The following is a 16,490-nucleotide window of genomic DNA, read 5'->3' on the forward strand; positions in this document are numbered from 1 at the left end:
CTTCTCCCTCGCGGGAGAAGGGGCAGGGGAAGAGGGAAACGGTCATGACTTTCATGATTTGGGGTGTCTCCACGTGTCATGACCGTTAATGTGAAAGTCGCGCAAGCGACTCACGAAACTCCCTTCTCGCCTTGCGGGAGAAGGGGCAGGGGAAGAGGGAAACGGTCATGACTTTCATCATCCCGGGTATCTCTACTGTCATGACCGTTAGTCACGCGTCAGTCGTGCGTCAGTACTTCACCCGCGCAAAATAAGTTTTCTGCGAAGCTTCCAGCGCCTGCCGCAAGGTGCTGATTCCCATCTGTTCGAGCAGCGGCAGCATTTTCAGGAAGACCTCGCTGGTGGCGAGAGCGTCGCCGAGGGCGTTGTGTCGGCTTTCGATGCTGATCCCCAGGCGTTCCGCGATTTTCTCCAGCTGGTGCGAGTCCTGGTTGGCGTGCAGCACGGCCGAGAGTAGTAGCGTATCGAGCACTGGCTGGCTGAAAACAATCCCTGTACGTTCCTCCTTGAGTTGCAGGAAACGCATGTCGAAGGCGGCGTTATGCGCGACCAGGACGGTATCGTTGCAGAAGTCGTGGAAGGCCGGCAGCACCGCGTCGATGCTTGGTTGGCCGCGCACCATGTCGTCGGTGATGCCGTGGATGCGGATTCCTTCCGGTCGCAACAGGCGCTCGGGGTCGACCAGTTCGTTGAAGTTTTCCTGGCGCAGCATACGGCTGTTGACGATGCGTACCGCTCCGATCTGGATGATCTCGTCGCCGGCCGCCGGTTCGAGACCGGTGGTCTCGGTATCGAAGACGGTGTAGCTGAGATCGGCCAGCGGCCGGTCCAGGTCGATGCTCTGATCACGAAAGTCGAAGAGGTCGAAATCGTAGTACTCGGGGCGCAGCTGGCTCTCGTCGCTGGCCTCTGCTGCGGCCAGCGTCTCGGGGATGGCCACCGGCAGGACCAGCCGGAAGAAGGCGCAGTGTGCGGCCTTGTCGCGCTGGTACCAGACTTCGCCACCATGGCGGTCGATGACATCGCGTAGCGACAGCGGCGAGTGCTCGCTGCCGACCTGCATCGGTTCCGTTTCCCAGGTGTAGAAAGTCTCCGAGGACATGGCGTGCCCGGCCCAGATGATATCCAGGTAGGCCAGCTTGCCGAAGGGCTGCAGCCGGAAACGCAGCTCCTTGATTTGATAGTGTTCGAGCAAGCGGAAAGCCAGGCCGCAGATCGAAAAGACCAGCGAAAAGCTCTCTGCGCGCAGCCACAGGGCGTCGTCGATTTCCTCGGTCTTGCTCGGCAGCCCGAGTTGCTCCTCGATGCGGCGCTGCGCGGCGGCGATGATGTCGATGCCCAGGACGTCTTCCAGCGGCCAGCGGGTCTTCAAGGAATCGGCGAACTCGTTCATCGTCTGGTCGAGGCGCTGGCTCATGCGCACGACCTCGTCGCTGACAATACCGACAAAGCGCTCGCGTACCGCCGCTTCCATGTCCGGGTAGTCCATCAGGTTGCCGACCGCGACGCGGATATTGGCCAGGCTGCCGCGGCTGCCGTCGGTCAGCGATTGCAGGACCTGATCGCGGCGCGACTCCTGTTCCAGGCTCCGCGTGATGTTCTCGACGGTGAGCACGTAGCCGCTGATGTCGTTCTCCGGCGAGTCGTCGGCGATCGACAGCACCGGCACCATTTGCACGCGCAGCAGTTGGCCGCCGCGAGCGGTGGTGATGAAGTTGGCGATCGCCGCCCCGGCCCCTTTTTGCAGGCGTTGGTGCACCACTTCGAGCGCGTGATCGATCTGGTTACGCTCGAGGATCGAGAAGATCGAACGCCCGAGGCCGATCAACGCACCCCCGGTACCCGTCGTGCTGCCTTGCGCCAAGGCCCTGAACTGCAGCCGGGCGCGGCTGTTGTAGAGAAGAATGCGGCCGTCCAGATTGCACACCACCACCGCCTGTGCCAGCTCGGACATCAGTGCTGCCAGGCGGTTTTTCTCTTCCTCGACAGAGGCCTTGGCGGCCGCGATCTGGATGTCCACGTCATCCATCAGTCCATCACGCTGCTGCGCCAGATCGTTGGTCGCCTCGGCCAGCTGTCGGACTTCGGGCGGGCCTTCGGGAAGGACGCGAAAGTCGCGGTTGGCGGTGAGCATAAGGCGCAGGCATTCGGCCATCTTGAGCAGCCCCTGCACGTATTGGCGGAACAGGTAACGAATCACCAGCAGGCCGAGGACGAAGCCAAAGGTGGTCATCATCGCGCCGAGCGAAAGATGTGGCGCGATCAGCTGCACGAGCATTGCCCGCTCGGGCGCTTTTGCGCCGGCCCAGATGAGCAGCGCGGTAATGACAAAGGGGCCGGTCATCAGCAGACCGAGGATGATCACCGAGATGGCGAAGCGGATACGTGCGTTCATTCACTGGGCCTGTTCAACGATTGCGGGTGATCTGGCACTCATCACCCCTCCCAAAGTGGCGTGCATCGGTCCAGAAATCGCGTCGCCAAGGCGACGAGGCATAAGCTTAGCCGACTGGCCGCGGAAATGAGCAGGGCAGAGCGGACAAAGTGGCAAACTCCCGACCGGGAAAGGGGGGGCAGGTGCGCCGTCTTTTTGCCGCGAGCAACGCCAACCGCGGCGGCCGCTTCCACAGTCGCGCTTTATATTCATGCGATTGCCCTGTTGGCTTTGACGACAGAGAATCGATTCGATATACTGCCGCACTCGATGGCCAAGTAGCTCAGTTGGTAGAGCAGCGGACTGAAAATCCGCGTGTCCGTGGTTCGATTCCGCGCTTGGCCACCATGAAAAAAAATTTAGCCCGGCCATTGGTCGGGCTAAATGCGTTCTGGGTGGCGCATGTGTCGGGCGTGGCCTGCAGGCCAGCGGGCTGTCCGCGAATTCCACATTGATCCTCAACGATTGAGCTTCCAAGCATCGGCTGGCCAGGTTTCTCGGCTGCACTCGATGGCGCCGCTGCGCCCGTCCCGGTTGGCGATAGCGGCGATTAATGTGAAAGTCGCGCAAGCGACTCACGAAACTCCCTTCTCCCCTCGCGGGAGAAGGGGCAGGGGTGAGGCGGGGAATTCAGGGAGCATGCTCCCTGCCCGGCGAACGATTCCGGCGCGCAAGCCGGAATGCGCACTGCAAGTGAGAGGGAAACGGTCATGACTTTCATCATCCGGGGTATCTCGACTGTCATGACCGTTAGCGGCACTGGCGGAGCGCGTCGAGCTCCGCTGCCAGACACTGCTCGAAGGCGCGCACGACACTGACGTCGCCATCGACCGACGGCGCGGCGGCGATGATCGCGGCGCGCCGGCTGCTGCTGTGCTCGGCATCACGGCTCTCCCTGGCGAGGCGCGCGGCAATGGCCACGTAGTCGTCAGTCGATGCGGCGATGCCGTCCGGCAAGCCCGCCTTGCGGAGCAGGCCTGATGCCAGGCGCTGGCGCATATAGGGACCTTCCAGCGTAACGATCGGCAGGCCGCGATGCAGCGCCTGCCAGGCGGTGGTGTAGCCGGAGAAAGCCGGGCAGTCGAGATAGACGTCGCAGCAATCGAGCAAGGCCAGGAACTGTGCTGGCGCGAGCCAGGGAATGCTGAGCAGATGTCGGCGCGGATCGAGACCCTGGTCGCGGAACGCCGACTCGAGGCGTGCCATGACCTGTTCGGTGGCCCAGGGAGAAATCGGATCGCGCAGCAGGATGAAGACACTCTCGCCGGTGGCCGCCGCGATCCTGGCGTAAAGCGCGTCATCGACCGGGTCGAACTTGATCGCCCGCTGGGCAATCAGCAAGCGCGGGCCATGCATGCCGCTCAAGCGGGCTTCGACCGCCGCGATGGGCTCGGCGAGGAGCGGCAAGGGGGCCGTACAACAACCGCTACCGGGCAGGCGGATCAGGCGTTCCCGATAGTGCTTGTCGGCGTCGGCGGCCTCAAGCAGGTCACCGGAAAGGAAGAGGTCGATGGTCGCCAGGCCGGTGCTGATCGGGTGTCCCCAGCTGGCCACCTGCAAAGGCGCCAGCCGATGTGCGGCCAGGAAATAGCATAGCGACGACATGCCGATTTCGGGGTAGAAAATCACGTCGGGGGCGTCTTCCGCAACCGCCGCCAGCCAGCCGGCAGGGTCGGCAATGGTCTGCCGATCCCGCCAGCCGTCGACCTGCCCGCGCGCAAAGCGGGTTTCCTCGTCCTCGACGTTGCCGAGGTGATAAACAAGAACCTCGAAGCGTGTCCGATCGAGATCCAGCAACAGGCCGCGCAACACGATATCCCATACGGAATGCCGGCGGATATGATGCGAGACGATCAACAGTCGCGGCCGCTCGCGCGGCGGGCATGGCGCTGCCACTTGCGAACCCGGGCCACCCGGATGCAGGCATTCGCCGATCAGATCGCCATAGCGCGCCAGCAGATCGACGTGATTGCCGTCGCGGTAGGCCAGCGAGAAGGGTTGCTGTGCGCTGGCCAGACTGGCAAGGTCCACCGGCCGAGCGCGATCCGCGTGCAGCCACTCCGCCAGTTCGTCGAGCGCACTCGCAAAAGCCTGTCGTACCGCCGCACTTTCTTCGCTATTTTGCGCGATCACCGGCAGCACGGCTGTCGCCAATGCCAGCCGCGTGCTCGTCCGTTCGGGCTCGACGGCGAGGGCTTCCAAGTAGCACTTCCGTGCCGCGTCGGCGTGGCCAAGTTCGAGCAAGACGCCGCCCAGCCGCTCAAGAATCTGCGCATTTTTCGGCTGTGTTCTGAGCAAGTCGCGATAGGCGGTTTCGGCATCGACGAAGCGATTCTGCTCGACGAAAAGCCGACCCAGGTTGGCGCCAGCCTTGGCATAGGCCGGGTTCAACTTCAGCGCCCGCCGGTAGCAATCCTCGGCCTGGACGAAATCGCCCAACTCCTGCAGCACATTGCCAAGGTTGCCGAGCGCGGGCAGTGTGTTCGGTGCGAGCTGCAAGGTCGCCAGGAAGCAATCTCTGGCTGCGCTGAGTCGGCCCGCGTTGCGCAGGATATTACCCAGACAAAAATGCGTCGTTGCGTATTCGGGTGCCAGTGCGACTGCCCGACGGCAGACGGTTTCGGCTTCCGCCGCTGCCCCGCGCTCGGCCAGGGTATCGGCCAGCGAGACGAGTGCTTCAACAAAGTCCGGAGCGCTGCGCACAACGCCGCGCAGGAGCTCTTCGGCCTCTGCAAAGCGCTCGAGCAGGCGCAGCGTGTCACCAAGATTGAACTGTGCCGCCAGATTCTCCGGCTGTACCGCCAGCGCTCGGCGGAAGGCGTCGCTGGCCTCGGCAAAACGCGCGCGCTCGACAAGCGCCCTTGCCAGCACGGTCTGGATGTCGAAATCCTGCGGCGCTAGCATCGTCGCGCGCTGCAAGGCCGGCAGACCGTCCTTGCTTTGCGCCTCAAGGGTCGCACCGAGCAGTCCCCAGAGAAACCCGGAAGCAGACTGCGACGAGTGTCCGAGCAGTGCGCGCAGGCGCGTTTCCAGCTCGGCAAACCGGCCGCCGTTGAACATCGCCAGCAAATCGTTCCGAGCGCGGGAACTCAGTGCGCTTGGAGAATTCAGAGAACTCCGAGAACGTGAAGACGTCGGCGCGGCGCCTGCAGTACGATCAGGCGCTGGCCCTCCCGTTTCCTTGCCCAGGCAGCAGCTCTTGTACTTCCTGCCACTGCCGCAGGGGCACTGGTCATTTCTCCCCGGCTTCATCGGCAAGCGCTGCGCTTGCCTGTTGCCGTGCTGCTTGTTCGCATCGGTTTTCACCTGCTGGTCGCAAAAGTCGAATGATAGGCAGTACCGGGCGACTACTGAGCGTCTTTGTCAGCGCCTGCCGCGCAGCGTTCAAGAGGAAGGATCTGGCGGCGGCGGAGTCGGCGGCCACTCTGCCGGTTTGGCTCGATACTCGCGCATGTATTTGTCGAGACTGGTCGTCGTGCCGCAGACGAAGAGGATGTCATCTGCGCGCAGCTTGAAAGCCTCGTTGAACTCCACCAGCACCTCGGTGCCACGTTCCACGGCCACTACCGCGGTCGCCGTTTTTTCCCGGATACCGGCTTGCCACGGGTGTCCGTCGACCAGCGTGCCTGGCGCGACGCGGGCAAGCTTCAGCCGTTGTTCCACCGTTACCGCGTCCTCGCCCAGGAGGTGGTGGGCGAGAATCTGGCCGGCCACCTGGCCCACTGACAGGGCGACATCCGCCCCTGCCTGGTACAGGCGGGCGACGTTCGGCGCCAGATTCACGCGCGCGATCAGGCGCACCTCCGGCGCATAATCGCGGACCACCGCGGTCGCAAAAACCCCGGCGCTGTCGTTGCTCAGCGCCAGGACAACCGCACGCGCCTTGCGCACCTCGGCGGCTTCCAGAGTACTTTGCTCCAGTATGTTGCCGACCACATCGACCGCCGCGTCCGAGCGCTCGTCGATGACGATGATCGACTCCCCTGCGTCGCGCAACATCTCCACCACCTTGCGCCCTACCGCGCCGTAGCCGGCGACCACGATCGGGCCGTTACGGCGCAGTGGCGTGGCCATGCGTTCGACCCTCGCCAGATTGGCGTGCGCCCCGGCCGCAACCAGGATCGCGCCAGCTTGAATACGCGTCTCCGGGCCCTGGGCAGGGGCGAAACGGCCACCGTTCCACTGCCCGATCACTGTTACCCCGTAGCGTGCGCGCATGCGCAGCGTGCCGAGACGCTGCCCCGCCAGTGGGCTGCTGGCCTGGACGCGAAAATCGGCGATGCCGACTCTCTCACCGAGCAGTTGCAGCCCTTCCACCTTGGGGCTGATGCGCGAGCTGGCGCGGGCCGCCAGCGCTGCACCCAGCACGTGTGAAGGAGTGAACACCGCGGTGGCTCCGATCTTCTCCATCGGCGGACGATGCAGGGGCTCTTCGGCGAGTGCCAGAATCGTTCCCGTGTAGCCGCGTTCTCGCGCCATCATGATGAAAGTCGCGTCGGCGTGGTCGTCGGCATTGGTGATCAGCGCCTGCGCCCTTTCCACGCCGGCCAGCATCCGGGGTTGCTCGTCGAGGGCACCGAAGACCACGTCGTAGCCACGGTCGCGAAGACGACGGGCCTGGCGTTCATCCTGCTCCAGGACGACGACGGCCGTACCGACACGACGCAGTTCCTCGATCAGCGAGTCAACCGCCGGCCCGTAGCGATGGATGAGCACGCGTCCGGACATTTCCGGCAGGATTCCCGGCAGGCGCGCTTCGAAGCGCTCCTCGAAGTAGGGCAAAAAGAACACCGGGAAGATCAGCACATAGAATGACATGCCGACCAACTCGAAAAAAAATGACGAATAGGATCATCGCCGGATGTGTCCAGCGCGAGTCGCTGCCGTAGCCGGTGGTGGTCAGTGTTTCGGAGGCCCACGCGACGCTGGCCCAGAAATCGCGCGGGTTGTTCTCCAGGTGGTCCATGCCGGACATGTACAGCAGCCCGCCGGCGAGGATCACCAGCGGAATGCTGAGAAGCAGGGCGAACAGGCGTCGCGTCGAACGCTTGAAATGACCAATCACGTCGCATCTCCGTTAATGCCGAGGGGGGCACGAGAACCTGGCCCTGTACGCGGCGATCGTGCCGGCGCGGGGATGGGCGGGTTCTCGTCTTTTTGCTGCAGTGGCGAACAAGAAGCCACCGTACGGGCAGGGAGTATCGGCGCCTGCACAGGAGTCGTCAATACGAAACTTCGCGCATCAAGTCGGGCCTGGAGGTCATCTCGGCGAGTCCCCGGACGGACAGAGATTTCCTGCGGAAAGGGCGATTGGGTGAGCGAGTGGGTCGGTGGGTGACTGGAGATCACGGCGGCCGTGGCAAACACGAGAATCTCCACGAAGTCACGTCAGCTCCTTTAAGTAGTAGTAATAGCGATTCCAGAACTCCAGGATGGATTCCGGCGGCAGCGGTTTGTAGGTATTGCGAAAGACGTTGAAGCCGAACAGGCGCAGGGTGCCGATGATCATGTGTTCTGCCGCCGCATGGCGAAGGACCTGCCAGACCAGCTCACAATAGAGGCTCGCCCGGGAGGTCAGAAAAGGCGCCTGCCGTTCGACGAACTGAAGATCGACCAGTCGTTCGTCCACCATATCGTCGCCAACCCCGGTGACGCAGCCATCGCCCGAACCATTGTCGCCCTCGGCCAGAGCCTGGGTCTAAGAGTGATCGCCGAGGGGGTGGAAAACGAAGAGCAACGCGAGTTTCTGGCCAGCATTGGCTGCGTTGCTTACCAGGGCTACCATCACAGCGCCCGCTGCCGGTCGAAGGCCTCGAACGCCTTGTCCGGCGGTCGTCTTGCGATGCTTGACCGTCATGGTGGGCAGCAGCCGAGCGAGTTTGGGGCCGTGGAGGCAACAACACCGGAGGCACCAATGCGTGGGCATGAAAAGATCAACGATGTCGAGTTTCCCGCAGGCAGCGCAAGCTGGCGCCCCATGGACGGCCAGTGATTTCAGCGCACCTTGTCGGGTGCGAAAGAGTCGCACCCCGCAGGAAGCAAGCCTGGCCGGGGGAAAATGCGCGATTGACGCCGCTTCATGCACACTCCTATACTGCCGAGCTGAATTTCCGATCCTTGAATCGCTCGCGGGCCAGGTTTTCCGGCCGCCATTTTTTTGAGAGATAACGATGAAAACGATTCTCGGTTTGATGGTGTTTGCAGTGGCCGGCGCAGCGTTCGCGCAGACGCCGTTGGGCAACGCCGAGGCGGCCAAGGCCAAGACCTCGATGTGCGAAGGCTGTCACGGCGTTCCGGGTTACCGGACAGCCTCGCCGCACGTGTATCACGTGCCGAAGATCGGTGGGCAGCAGCCGGTGTACCTGGTCAATGCCTTGCAAGAGTACAAGTTGGGGGCACGCAGCCATCCGACCATGCGCGCCATCGCCGAGAGCCTGTCCGAGCAGGACATGGCGGATCTCGCGGCCTACTATTCCAGCCTGCAGAAATAAAGGATCGACCATGAAAGCGAGCTTACTTATCGCTCTGTTGGCCGTCGTCAGCTCGTCGGCCCAAGCCGGGGCTGGCGCAGCGCCGCAAAAGGCCGAGGTCTGTGCGGCTTGCCATGGCGCTGATTTCAATACCCCGATTTCGGAAGATATCCCGCGCCTCGCCGGCCAGTACCCAGACTACCTGGCGCGCGCGATGACCGATTACAAGTCCGGCGCCCGCAAGAATGCGCTGATGAACGGCCAGGCAGAAAGCCTTTCGGCGCAGGACATCGAGGAGCTTTCAGCCTACATCGGCAGTCTTTCCGGCAAGCTGAAGGTTATCCCGCTGCACCGCTTCATTCGCTGAGGAAGTCTTTGCAAGCTCGCCGCGTGCGCGGCGAGCTTGCAATCACCGTCGTCGACGTGCTTTCGGGACAAGTCGTCATGGCGGCCGTCCTCTCCGCTATGGACGCCGAACTGTCGGCGCGGGAAGCACGCCGCGACAAGACCCGCGCCCTCGAGAACGCCATGATGCAGGAATTGCTCAGCGGCAGGACCCGGCTGCTCTGAGCGCGTCGAGTCCGCAGGGTAGCCCGACCGTCGCCGGGCGGCTGCGGTGCCGTTTCTGGATCTGGACAGGCCCTTGCCGTCAACATCCGTCGGCTCTTCAGCAAAGATAAGTCTTGCGAAGGCATGAACTAATAGCCTGTTGTTATGGTGATAATTGCAGTCGATTAGAGATAACTTCTCAGCCGTTTCCACAAAGAGCCCGATGCCTGCCTTTGTTCATCACGATTTGACTCTCCTCAACCCGGCGCTCGATTCGCCGCTGGTCGATGTGTTGACCGAGCTGGAGCATCTGCGCCGCCTGCAACTTCAGTGCACGACGCCGGCGCCGATCTTCTTTCAGCTCAAGCACATTTTTCACATGCTCGAAAGTCTGGGCTCGGCGCGCATCGAGGGCAACCACACCACCCTGGCCGATTATGTGGAAAGCAAGCTCGGAGGCGCCCGCCAGCCGCCATCCGATCAACTGCGGGAAATGGAGAACATCGAGTCGGCGATGACTTAAGTCGAGGAGAGCATTCAACCCGGCGATCGCCTGAGCGACCATTTCATCCGCGAACTGCACGCCATCACCGTCGGCGAGCTGGAGCGCGACGCCACGCCGGGGACGTATCGGCAGCACCCGGTGCGTCTTGCGCAGTCTGAGCACCTGCCGCTTGAATTCATCCAGGTGCCGGAATACATGCAGGCGCTGGCGGCGTTCATCAATGAGAATCAGCCGCCGAAATATGACCTGATCGGTGGCGCTGGCGCACCATCGTTTTGGCTGGATACACCCGTTCGGCAACGGCAATGGCCGGGTGGTACGCCTGCTGACCTATGCCTTGCTGATCAAGTACGGTTTCAACGTCAAGGCCGGCGGGCGCGTGCTGAACCCCACCGCGGTTTTCTGCAACGATCGCGACCGCTACTACGCCATGCTGGCCAGCGCCGATACCGGCACGCCGGGCGGGCTGGAAACGTGGTGCGTCTATGTATTGCAGGGCATTCTGGACGAGTTGCGCAAAGTGGATCGGCTGACCGACTTTGGTTACCTGAGTAACAAGGTGCTTGCGCCTGCCATTGCCTACGCGCGAGAACGGGAGTTGATCACGGCCAGCGAAGAGCGGGTTCTGCACATCGGCGCCAGGAGCGGCATCGCCAAGGCGGCCGATCTGGCTGCGGCGATGCCGGGGATGTCGGCGGCGCAGCGAACCTACCAGATCAGGAAGCTGGTCGAGCGCAGGATGTTGTTGCCGATCAGGGAAGGGGCGCGGCAATACACCCTGGGGTTCAGCAACAGCTATCTGCTGCGCGGGATTGTTCGTGCCCTGTCCGCCGAAGGCTTCATTCCCCCGACGCTCAACCGGGCGGACTGATCCATGCCTGAAATTCCCCGTTCCGAACGCAGGACGCAAAACCGCGTGGTCGATCCGTTTACCGACAGGAGACGCGCCGATGCTCTCGCTTACCGCTACCTCGGCGAGTGGGCCAGGCGCGCGAACAACCGCCCTATCGAGACGGTGCTGCTGCGCGACAGACTCGCGGCGTGGGGATATTCGGCTGCTCATATCGCAGCGGCCCTGCAGAGGCTGGAGACCGCTGCCGATGCGACCGGCATCACGCTCTATCAGGCCAACCTGCGCAGCTACCAACTGCTGCGCTACGGGGTGCCGGTGCAGATCGCCGCCGGCAGGGCGCATGAGACGGTGCATCTGATCGACTGGGCCAATCCCGAGCAGAACGACTTTGGCCTCGCCGAGGAAGTGACGCTCAAGGGCGGCTACGAGCGGCGGCCGGACATCGTGCTCTACATCAACGGCATCGCCATCGCGGTGATCGAACTCAAGCGCAGCTCGGTGGAGGTAGCCGACGGGCTGCGGCAACTGATCACCAACCAGGAAGAGATTTTCAACAGGGGCTTCTTCACGACCGTGCAGTTGCTGCTGGCGGGCAGCGATGCGCAGGGACTGCGCTACGGCACCACCGGCACGCCCGAGCAGTTCTTCGTGGAATGGAAGGACGAGGAAAAGGTCGGCGCCGGCGGGACGGTGCTACCCGAGGCAGGTGCCTTGCTCGACCGGCCGCTGGCGCAACTGTGCAACAAGGCCCGGCTGCTCGACCTGATCCGCCACTTCATCATCTTCGATGCCGGCCAGAAGAAAGTGCCGCGACCGCATCAATACGCCGGGGTGAAGGCGGCACAGGAGCGAATGGCCAGGCGCGAGGGCGGTGTGATCTGGCACACCCAGGGCAGCGGCAAGAGCATCCTCATGGTGCTGATTGCCAAGTGGCTGCTGGAGCACGACCCCGAGGCACGCATTCTCGTCATCACCGACCGCGACGAACTGGACAAGCAGATCGTCGGCGTGATGAGGAATGCCGGGGTGATCGGCGAGAGCTCGCCTTCACCACGCATTAGCTCGCGGGCGGAGTTCGTCGACAAGCTGGCGGCGACCACGCCGCGCCTGCTGTGCGCTCTGATCCACAAGTTCGATGTGGCCGACCTGAGAGGGCCGGCGCCGAAGGTGGCAGGCCGCTTCTATGTGTTTGTCGATGAGTGCCACCGCAGCCAGGGCGGCGACATGAACCGGCAGATGAAACGCTGGCTGGAAAGCGCGATCTTCATCGGCTTCACCGGCACGCCGCTGCTGCGCAAGGACAGGCTGCTGACGCGGGATGTGTTCGGCAGCTACATCCACACCTACAAATTCCACCAGGCGGTGGCTGACAAGGTGGTGTTTGACCTCAAGTACGAGGCACGCGACGTGCCCGAGCGCTTAACGTCGCAGAAGAAGATCGACGAGTGGTTCGAGGAGAAGACCAAGAACCTGAACAACTTCCAGAAGGCGCTGGTGCGCAAACGCTGGGCAACGATGGAAGAGCTGATGAGCGCGGCGGGACGCAAGCGCGAGATCATTGCCGACATCATCGGCGACTTTGCCCTCAAGCCGCGCCTGAACAACGACCGCGGCACGGCGATCCTGGTGGCCGCCTCGATCCATGACGCCTGCCATTACTTCCGCCTGTTCCAGAACACGAGCTTCGGAGCCTACTGCGGGATCATCACTTCTTTCGAGCCGAACGCGAATGCGATCTCCAGGGAGCCGGCCAACAGCGACGAGCGCTACAAGTTCGACACCTACACCCGGCACGTTCTCAAGAGCGGCCAGACGACCAGGCAATACGAGGAAGAGACCAAGCGCCGTTTCACGAGGAACCGGCGAACCTGAAGCTGCTTATCGTGGTGAGCAAGCTGCTGACCGGCTTCGACGCGCCGAGTTGTAGCTACATCTACCTCGACAACGAACTGCGCGACCACAACCTGTTCCAGGCCATCTGCCGCACCAACCGGCTCGACGGCGATGACAAGGATTACGGCCACATCGTCGATTACAAGAAGCTTTTCGGCGACGTGCAGCAGGCCATCGCGGTGTACAACTCCGACGAACTGGACATCGAACAGGGAAACGGTGGCGACAACAACGTGCACCTCAAGAGCTGGCTGGAAGAAGGCAGGAAGCAGCTCGCCGACGCCCGCCAGGAACTGAGCTACCTTTGCGAGCCGGTGGCACTGCCGCGCGAGGTGGAGCAGTTCCTGCACTATTTCTGCGGCGGTGCCGCCAACCCCAACGCGCTGAACGAAACGGAGGTGCTGCGCATTTCCTTCTACAAGGCGGTGGCGCTTTTTGCGCGGGCCTTCGCCGACCTCGCGCAGGATTTGACCGAGGCAGGCTATTCCGACGTCGAGGCGGCGACGCTGCGAAAGGACGTCGGGTTCTACGCCGAGATTCGCGCAGCCATCAAGAGGCACTCCGGCGAGGAGCTGGACATCAAGCCCTTCGAGGCGGACATGCGCCACCTGATCAACACCTACATCCAGGCCGATCCGGCGGTCGAACTGGGTGAACTGGGCGAGATGTCGCTGACCGAACTGATCATCGAGACCGGCATCCACGATGCCATCGCCCGGAAGCTGAACGCGAAGGGCAAGCTCTCGAAGAACGCCATCGCCGAGGGGATCATCAACAACGTCCGCAAGACGATCATCCGCGAGCAGCTTACTGACCCGAGGTTCTACGCGCAGATGTCCAAGCTGCTCGATGATCTGATCAAGCAGAGTCGGGTGGATACGGCGGCCTATGAGGAATTCCTGCGCAAGGCCGAGCAGTTGGTGAAGCGGCTGGCCGCCAAGCAGCCGGAAGGCGGTATTCCGGGGGCGCTGCACGGCATGACCGGCCCGAGCCTATGCCATCTCCAAGCTGGGCTGGATTCGTGACCAGCAGGCGAAGCTGCTGGCACAGGCGCGAGAGACCCCGCGCCAGTTTGTCGAGCGGGAAAGCCATTACCTCTGGGGACGGCGCTACCTGTTGTCCATTGTCGAGAAGGACGCCAAGCCAAGCGTGAGCCTGGATCATCGCCGAATCACGCTCAGCGTGCGCCCAGGCAGTGGGTTGGCCAAGCGGGAAGAGGTAATGCTGGAATGGTCTCGCTCATTGCTTCACGAAGTCGTACCTGCCCTTATCAAGAAATGGGAGCAGAGGCTTGGCGTGAAAGCTTCCGGTTACTTGCTGCAGCGCATGAAGACGAAGTGGGGTAGCTGCAACCCCAGGGCGGGAAGCATTCGGCTGAATTCCGAGCTGGTGAAAAAGCCCAAGGATTTGCTTGAATACGTCGTTGTGCATGACATGCTGCATCTGGTCGAGCCGACGCATAGCGAGCGCTTCGTGGCGCTGCTCGACCAGCATTTCCCGACGTGGCGGGAAGCCCGTGCCGAGCTGAATGAACTGCCGTTGGGCGCGGAGACCTGGAACCATAGCGTTCACGGCGTTGAGTCCGCGGCACGAGAGAGTTGATGCGAGCGGGGCTGTGTGGCGGGCCGATGGCTTCCAAATCGCAGCGCAAGGGGTTCGCGATGGTCGCCTGGCATGGAAGCTGCCCCACCGTAGTACAAGGTGACTGCAAGGGCTACCAGCAGCGCACTGTTCCCCTGATCGTTCCCCCAGTCAGCAGAAAGCAAAAAAGGCCAATCCGAAGATTGACCTAATTGTTTGAATCCATTGGTGCGCCCGGAGCGATTCGAACGCCCGACCCCTTGGTTCGTAGCCAAGTACTGAAACGTCCGCAGTGATCCACATAAGGCCGCAGTAGATTCGTAATATATTGTTTTTAAGTAATTTATTCCATATCTCTCCGATTGCACCATCCAGAGGAGTCCGATAGAATCCAGGGGTAGCCTAGGTTTTTGTTGGGCACATTGTTGGGCACATTTTGAGATGTTAGGGGCGCGACCATGGCGAGACTGACCGTGAAGCAATTGCAGGCCCTTTCCGCTATTGACGCAGGTAAGAGGTTGAGCGACGAGCACGCCCTCTACGGTGTCGTGAGAACGCGTGGTGATGCAGCCTCGGTCATGTTTCGCTGGAGATACAGATTCGGCGGTCAGGTTAAAGACTACACCTGCGGGACTTGGCCAAAAGACTCGCTCGCCCAGATCCGTCAGGTGCGAGCGGATGCCGCTGCCTACGTCAGTAAGGGTTTGGATCCAACTGAACAGGCGCGCACGCGGAAGCTCTCTGCTCGGGCGGTGCAAGCGGAGGAGCTAGCCAAGCTCAACTGCCGGATTGCTGAGGCCGAATCTTTCAAGTCACGCCTAAGCGTTCGGGCTCTTTTTGATCGCTGGGAAAGGCTTGAGTTGTCGGCGCGGAAGGATGCCGGCAAAGAAGCAAGAAGATCGTTCGAGAAAGACGTGTTCCCCAGCCTGGGTGATGTTGCGGCGGAGGATGTCACGAGGCCGATGGTCGCTCAGGTACTTGACAACGTTGTGGAAAGAGGCGCCCGCATTCTTGCTCGCAACCTCCTCGGCGACATTCGCCAGATGTACGGCTTCGCCATCGTTCGTGGCCTCGTAACTACTGATCCGAGCAGCCACATGAAACGCGATGACTTTGGCAAGAAAGTCGAGCGTAGCCGAGTATTGAGTGAGGACGAGGTTCGTTTGCTCAAGAGCAAGCTGTCGGCGGCCAGAATGGCAAAGACATCGGAACTGGCCGTCTGGATCATCCTCGCGACCTGTTGTCGCGTTGGCGAGCTGTCGATGGCCCGTTGGGATCAGATTGATCTTGAAAAAGGCGTCTGGCGCATCCCCCCAGAAGATGCCAAGAATGGCAAGGAGCACACGGTGTTCTTGTCCGATTTCGCGGTCGATCGGTTCAAGGAGCTTCGCGACATCACGGCTACTTCCTTCAACGCGGAAGGCGTGAAAATTAGATGTCCTTGGGTCTTGCCTTCGCACGATAAGAGCAATCACCTGTGCCTCAAGTCTTTGGCCAAGCAGATCGGCGATCGCCAGCGGGGTGACAGACCAGCACTGAGCAACCGCAGTAGTAACGTGTCATCTCTAATTCTTCCACGGGGGAAATGGACGCCGCACGACCTACGGCGAACTGGAGCCACGTTGATGGGTATGCTCGGTATCCGTCCAGACGTAATTGAAAAGTGCCTTAATCACGTTCAGCAAAACAGACTGGTTCGGATCTATCAGCGCCAAGACCTGACATTAGAGCAGAAGAATGCCTGGAGGAGCCTCGGAGAGCTGCTTGACCTGCTCGGGCGAGATAACTTAGACGATGTCACATCGCTGCCTCGGGTACCGTCATAAAAGCGCCGGAGTGTGACGCCACTTATCTGAGCTCGCCAGCAACGCCACACGTCAGACTGGTCCGGCAGATCTGGCGCCGTGCTCGCTGACGCGAACGCTGAACCGCTCGGTTCCCTGAGGTGTTGATCGCCAGTTACCTTGTCTGCGAGGACTCGTCCGGGGTGCCTGCCGTCTCCAAATCGCGATGCTCCACAGCCGGAAGCTCTTTCTCTTCAGCAACCACCCCACCCGTCTCCTTCCGCCGTGCCGCCAGCACCGCACGCGTAGCGAGCTGCCGGATCTGTCCGGCCAGACGAAGGATCCGCCGCTTCCATTCATAGACCCCGCGCGCGTATTGGCCTGTCGCTGATGACGCATGACAGCCAGAGCGCATCCAGGT

Annotated in this window: 10 protein-coding genes, 1 tRNA gene and 4 pseudogenes; 9 read left to right on the forward strand and 6 right to left on the reverse strand. The window is 62.0% G+C overall.

Features of this window, described 5'->3' with window-relative positions; translation table 11 throughout:
• Positions 1-229: 229 nt before the first annotated feature.
• Positions 230-2,395, reverse strand: a complete 2,166-nt coding sequence (locus E4Q23_RS19800; RefSeq protein ID WP_169068232.1) for a 3'-5' exonuclease — start codon at positions 2,393-2,395, stop codon at positions 230-232.
• Between the two features lie 311 nt (positions 2,396-2,706).
• Between E4Q23_RS19800 and E4Q23_RS19805 the strand changes: the two genes are divergently transcribed.
• A tRNA-Phe gene (locus E4Q23_RS19805) sits at positions 2,707-2,782 on the forward strand.
• A gap of 402 nt (positions 2,783-3,184) precedes the next feature.
• Here the strand turns inward: E4Q23_RS19805 and E4Q23_RS19810 are convergent.
• From E4Q23_RS19810 to E4Q23_RS24660, 4 genes and pseudogenes are all read right to left on the reverse strand, one after another.
• A complete protein-coding gene (locus E4Q23_RS19810; protein ID WP_248595604.1) occupies positions 3,185-5,494 on the reverse strand; it encodes a tetratricopeptide repeat protein in 2,310 nt (769 codons plus the stop codon).
• Positions 5,495-5,620: 126 nt separating this feature from the next.
• Positions 5,621-5,686, reverse strand: a pseudogene (locus E4Q23_RS25350) (SEC-C metal-binding domain-containing protein); the annotation flags it as partial.
• Between the two features lie 132 nt (positions 5,687-5,818).
• Positions 5,819-7,252 (reverse strand): potassium channel family protein, encoded by a 1,434-nt coding sequence (locus E4Q23_RS19815; protein ID WP_169068234.1) that lies wholly within the window; start codon positions 7,250-7,252, stop codon positions 5,819-5,821.
• A gap of 565 nt (positions 7,253-7,817) precedes the next feature.
• Entirely contained in the window at positions 7,818-7,943 is a 126-nt protein-coding gene (locus E4Q23_RS24660; protein ID WP_272873721.1) for a hypothetical protein, read from the reverse strand.
• A 15-nt stretch (positions 7,944-7,958) separates the two neighbouring features.
• Here E4Q23_RS24660 and E4Q23_RS25355 point away from each other — a divergent pair, with 15 nt between their 5' ends.
• From E4Q23_RS25355 to E4Q23_RS19855, 8 genes and pseudogenes are all read left to right on the forward strand, one after another.
• Positions 7,959-8,426: an EAL domain-containing protein gene (locus E4Q23_RS25355; RefSeq protein WP_169068235.1), complete on the forward strand. Its 468-nt coding sequence runs from the start codon at positions 7,959-7,961 to the stop codon at positions 8,424-8,426.
• Positions 8,427-8,604: 178 nt separating this feature from the next.
• Entirely contained in the window at positions 8,605-8,925 is a 321-nt protein-coding gene (locus E4Q23_RS19825) for a c-type cytochrome (RefSeq protein WP_211203851.1), read from the forward strand.
• A 10-nt stretch (positions 8,926-8,935) separates the two neighbouring features.
• Positions 8,936-9,271, forward strand: a complete 336-nt coding sequence (locus E4Q23_RS19830) for a c-type cytochrome (RefSeq protein WP_169068236.1) — start codon at positions 8,936-8,938, stop codon at positions 9,269-9,271.
• Between the two features lie 8 nt (positions 9,272-9,279).
• On the forward strand, positions 9,280-9,474 hold the full coding sequence (locus E4Q23_RS24225; protein WP_248595605.1) for a hypothetical protein: 195 nt from the start codon (positions 9,280-9,282) through the stop codon (positions 9,472-9,474).
• A 202-nt stretch (positions 9,475-9,676) separates the two neighbouring features.
• A pseudogene (locus tag E4Q23_RS19840) lies at positions 9,677-10,829 on the forward strand (Fic family protein).
• A gap of 3 nt (positions 10,830-10,832) precedes the next feature.
• A pseudogene (locus E4Q23_RS19845) lies at positions 10,833-13,681 on the forward strand (type I restriction endonuclease subunit R); the annotation flags it as partial.
• A 7-nt stretch (positions 13,682-13,688) separates the two neighbouring features.
• Positions 13,689-14,306: pseudogene (locus E4Q23_RS19850) on the forward strand (M48 family metallopeptidase); the annotation flags it as partial.
• Between the two features lie 437 nt (positions 14,307-14,743).
• Complete coding sequence (locus E4Q23_RS19855; RefSeq protein WP_169068237.1) at positions 14,744-16,111, forward strand: tyrosine-type recombinase/integrase; 1,368 nt, start codon at positions 14,744-14,746, stop codon at positions 16,109-16,111.
• 133 nt (positions 16,112-16,244) lie between these two features.
• Here E4Q23_RS19855 and E4Q23_RS23325 read toward each other — a convergent pair.
• The coding region (locus E4Q23_RS23325; protein ID WP_211203852.1) for a hypothetical protein at positions 16,245-16,490 on the reverse strand (246 nt) is incomplete at its 5' end.

The organism is Candidatus Accumulibacter phosphatis, assembly GCF_012939955.1.
Lineage (GTDB): Bacteria > Pseudomonadota > Gammaproteobacteria > Burkholderiales > Rhodocyclaceae > Accumulibacter > Accumulibacter delftensis.

What these genes read in the sequence shown, in the direction of transcription:
- E4Q23_RS19800 (WP_169068232.1), bottom strand. Translation starts at nt 2,395, where the DNA reads ATGAACGCACGTATCCGCTTCGCCATCTCGGTGATCATCCTCGGTCTG.
- E4Q23_RS19810 (WP_248595604.1), bottom strand. Translation starts at nt 5,494, where the DNA reads ATGTTCAACGGCGGCCGGTTTGCCGAGCTGGAAACGCGCCTGCGCGCA.
- E4Q23_RS19815 (WP_169068234.1), bottom strand. Translation starts at nt 7,252, where the DNA reads ATGTCATTCTATGTGCTGATCTTCCCGGTGTTCTTTTTGCCCTACTTC.
- E4Q23_RS24660 (WP_272873721.1), bottom strand. Translation starts at nt 7,943, where the DNA reads ATGATCATCGGCACCCTGCGCCTGTTCGGCTTCAACGTCTTTCGCAAT.
- E4Q23_RS25355 (WP_169068235.1), top strand. Translation starts at nt 7,959, where the DNA reads ATGGCGAAGGACCTGCCAGACCAGCTCACAATAGAGGCTCGCCCGGGA.
- E4Q23_RS19825 (WP_211203851.1), top strand. Translation starts at nt 8,605, where the DNA reads ATGAAAACGATTCTCGGTTTGATGGTGTTTGCAGTGGCCGGCGCAGCG.
- E4Q23_RS19830 (WP_169068236.1), top strand. Translation starts at nt 8,936, where the DNA reads ATGAAAGCGAGCTTACTTATCGCTCTGTTGGCCGTCGTCAGCTCGTCG.
- E4Q23_RS19855 (WP_169068237.1), top strand. Translation starts at nt 14,744, where the DNA reads ATGGCGAGACTGACCGTGAAGCAATTGCAGGCCCTTTCCGCTATTGAC.